This is a genomic window from Planktothricoides sp. SR001 (assembly GCF_001276715.1).
Lineage (GTDB): Bacteria > Cyanobacteriota > Cyanobacteriia > Cyanobacteriales > Laspinemataceae > Planktothricoides > Planktothricoides raciborskii.
Window position 1 is genome coordinate 1 of the sequence record NZ_LIUQ01000118.1, and the last position, 4,277, is coordinate 4,277.

General features: G+C 43.3%; 3 protein-coding genes. All 3 read left to right on the forward strand.

Features of this window, described 5'->3' with window-relative positions; genetic code table 11:
- A partial coding sequence (locus AM228_RS28480; protein ID WP_156331861.1) for a CHAT domain-containing protein occupies window positions 1–1,490 on the forward strand: 1,490 nt, incomplete at its 5' end.
- A gap of 170 nt (window positions 1,491–1,660) precedes the next feature.
- Complete coding sequence (locus AM228_RS28485) at window positions 1,661–3,799, forward strand: CHASE2 domain-containing protein (protein WP_231636839.1); 2,139 nt, start codon at window positions 1,661–1,663, stop codon at window positions 3,797–3,799.
- Between the two features lie 34 nt (window positions 3,800–3,833).
- Window positions 3,834–4,277 (forward strand): response regulator (locus AM228_RS28490; RefSeq protein ID WP_156332140.1); only part of this gene is annotated, 444 nt, incomplete at its 3' end.

Genomic DNA, 4,277 nt, shown 5'->3' on the forward strand with positions numbered 1-4,277 from the left:
CACCAATCACCGAAGCGATCGCGCAAATCCCATCAGAAACCGCCCCAGTTGTAGATCCGAATAATCCAGGATCTAACCTACTCAACGAAGTCAATATTCCAGAACCAACAAATGCGGCGGATTTTAGCTTTAATACTCCGTCACAAATTGATCCGATTTATCCGTTTACTCAATCTCGTGAACCTCAAATCTCTATCGATAATTCACTCAGCCTCAGTCTTCAAGCACCGAGACTGGACTTGAGCAACCGGCAAGAACTGGAACAACTGATCAACAGTGGCCAACTAGAACGAGCAGTCCAAATGGGCGATCGCCTATTTACTGAAGAATTTTGGGATTACTTACGCCCAGATATGAACCGCTCGCATCTGTCGTTTGCCTCAATGCAACTTCAGCTACAACAGATTGCCAAAACTACGGGGAATCAAACAGCGATTATCTATGTTTTTACCAGGGAAAAGCAGTTAGATTTAATTGTCGTTCCCCCGCTTGGCAAGCCCATTTATAAGAATGTGGCGATCAATTCCAAAGAATCTCTCTTGGAGCAAGTCGAGGAATTTCAAAACCAAATTACCGATCCGATTTTCCGGCAAACAACGACCTATTTACCATTAGCAAAGCAACTCTATCAACTAATTATTTCTCCCCTAGAAGAGGACTTAAAAAAATTAAACACTGATACCCTCATTTTTAGTGTCGATGCGGGTTTGCGAACCTTACCTTTGGCCGCATTAAATGATGGGGAAAAGTTTCTCATCGAAAAATATAGTCTCAGTCTGACCCCTAGTTTACACTTATTGGATGCTCGTTACCACGATATTCAGAATTCTCGCGTCTTAGCAATGGGCATCTCAGAATTTCCTGACAAAAATCCTTTACCTGCGGTGCCCGTAGAACTGCAAGCGATCGCCAAAAAGTGGTCAGTGGAAACCATTTTCGGTCAATCGGCCACTTTGGCAAATTTACGCCGATTGCGTTCCAAAGCCAACCCGAGCATCATTCACATTGCCACTCATGCCCAATTTAAATCCGGTCAACTGCACAACTCATACATCCAACTATCGGATCAGCCGCTACACTTGGATCAAATGCCAGAGTTAAACTGGAATAATCCCCCGGTAGAATTATTGGTCTTGAGTGCCTGCCGCACGGCGATCGGCGACCAAGAAACCGAGTATGGTTTTGCTGGGTTAGCAGTGCAAGCTGGTGTAAAATCAGCTTTGGCCAGTCTCTGGTATGCGAATGATGCCGCGACTTTGGGGCTAATGAGCGAATTTTACGCCCATTTGCGATCGACTCCGATCAAAGCCGAAGGGCTCCGACAAGCGCAAATTGCTATGCTTCAGGGTGAGCTATCTTTAACTGATGGTTTTTTGGTTGGCACCTTCGGACAAATAGAACTGCCACCAGCACTTAAAGAACTAGGGAATCGAAACTTAAACCATCCTTATTATTGGTCTGGATTTACCATGATCGGCAGTCCTTGGTGATTTTTTGCTTGCCCTTTGTCTACCGCAGTCCTCAGCTTGGGTTGGCTAAGTTCGATCGGGACATTTAAAATGGCTAGTCGGTAGATCATTTTTTGGTGGGCGATGCCCACTACGATGTGGGCAAAATGTGGGCAAAATTTAAACAAAAAATTCGGCGAGCCAAAAAAACATTGTTCATTGCACCCGCGATCGCCGCATTGGTGATTGGAGTGCGAATGACCGGCTTATTACAATCATTAGAATTATCAGCCCTGGATCAATTTTTTCTCTTGCGTCCGGCTGCCGAACCGGACGATCGCATTGTCATTTTGGGCGTTGACGAACAAGATTTACGTTATGTGGGAAAATGGCCAATTCCTGATGGGGTATTGGCTGAGTTACTCAAAAAAGTCAGACAGCAACAACCTAAAGCCATTGGTCTGGATATTTATCGCGATATCCCCGTACAACCGGGACATGAAAAACTGGTGCAAGTTTTTCAAACCACGCCCAATTTGATTGGAATTAGCAAAATAGTCGGCGAACAGGTTGACCAGATCCCAGCGCCTCCAGCCCTCAGCGACCGAAATCAATTCGCGGCCAACGATTTCCCTTACGATGTGGATGGCAAAGTGCGTCGGGCTTTTTTATATCTTAGTGATAAGAATGACGAGAATGTCTTTAGTTTGGGATTTCAACTCGCTTTGATGTATCTCAAAGATTTGGGCATTCACCCCAAAATGATCGATGAGCAAAAATTTAAAATTCAACTCGGTCAAGCACTCTTTACTCCTTTTCGGCGGAATGATGGAGGCTATGTTTGGGCGGCTGATGAAGGCTACCAAATTTTGCTGAATTATCGCGGCCCCCAGGGTTTTTTTCAGACAGTCTCGCTTCGGGATGTTTTAAACGATAAAATTTCGCCCACTTTAATGCGCGATCGCATTGTCATCATTGGTTCCACCGCTATCAGCGTCAAAGATGTTTTATTGACTCCTTATAGTACCAGGCTGTTTGATTCTTTACCCCACCCCATGCCCGGAGTTGAAGTCCATGCCAATGTCACCAGTCATTTTATTAGTGCGGCTTTAGACGGGCGATCGCTGTTGCAAACCTGGCCAGAAGCGATCGAGTGGATCTGGATTTTCTTCTGGTCGCTCATTGGCGCCACTGTAACTTGTCAATGGCGTTCTGACGGCAACCTGAATAAAATACTAATCGGCCAAACTAGCATCATAATTCCCATCACCTCCCTGGCTTTAATCCTCTTATGTTATATTGCATTTTTACGCAATTGGTGGATTCCCCTAGTCAGCCCCCTACTCACCCTGATCGGTTCCACCACCTTTAAAATTGGCTATACCCTGTGGGAAAACCTTCTGCTTTCTCACAAACAACTTGAAGAATATGCCCGGACTCTAGAAATCAAAGTTGAAGAACGTACCCAAGAACTAAAAGATAAAAATTATGCTCTGGAACAAACCCTGCAAAAACTTCAAGCCGCCCAAAAGCAAATCATCGCCCAAGAAAAGTTAGCCTATCTCGGTTCTCTCACCGCTGGCATTGCCCATGAGATTAGAAATCCTTTAAACTTTATTAACAATTTTGCCCAGATTTCCGGGGAACTCACGGAAGAATTAGTAGAAGAAATTAAAGCCGTATTTGAGGAAACCGAAAATGACAGCGTAGACCCAGACGAAGTGGAAAATATTTACGATATGTTGACAGATTTGAAAGACAGCGTGGCGGATATCGAAAGTCATGGCAAAAGAATTGAAACCATTATTCAGAGTATGATGATGCATACTCCCACGCAAAAAGGTCATCGAGAAATGACAAACATCAATCTGTTATTATCCGAATCCATTGAACTAGCTTACAATAGCTATTTAGCCAAAGGTAATCGCTGTGCCATCACTCTGGCAACTGACTACGATGAGGCGATCAGGGAAATCGAGGTCATCCCTCAAGATATGGCCCGGGCTTTTGTAAATATCATTAAAAATGCTTGTGATGCAGTTAGCGATCGCCAAAAAGCCCTAGGGGAAAAATTTCAGCCGATGATTTCGGTGAAAACGCGAAATCAAGATGAAGCCATAACCATCTCCATCCAAGATAATGGCATTGGCATCCCTCCAGAAATTGTTGATAAAATTTTTAACCCATTTTTTACAACCAAGCCGCCTGGAGAGGGTACGGGTCTGGGCTTATCCCTGACCTATGATACCATTGTTGGAGAACATCAAGGAGACATCAAGGTAAAAAACGATTCAGAAGCATCCACAGAGTTTATCATTGTTATACCCAAGAAAAGCTCGTCAAATCTGTAAGAAAAATTTGTAAAACCCAAAGGGGAGTATTTGGATGATTCCTAAGATTTTATTCGTAGACGATGAACCGGCTTTGTCTCGCTTAATCAAAACCAAATATAGAAGCAAAGTCAAAGCCAAAGAATTGGAATTCTTCTTTGCGGAAAATGGACTGGCGGCTTTAAATACGTTGAAAGAACAAACCATCCATATCGTCATTACTGACATTAATATGCCAGAAATGAATGGACTGGTATTACTGGATAAAATTCAATACCTGGATTTACCAGTGCAAACCATTGTCTTGTCCGCGTATGGCGATATGCAAAATATTAGATCCGCCATGAATCGGGGGGCTTTTGATTTTCTCAACAAACCCATTGACTTTGAAGATTTAGAAATCACCATTCAAAGAGCCTTAGATCATTTAAAAAAAATTCAGGAAAATCAACAAAAACTCCAACAAGCCCAAACTCAACTTATTCAAAGTGAAAAAATG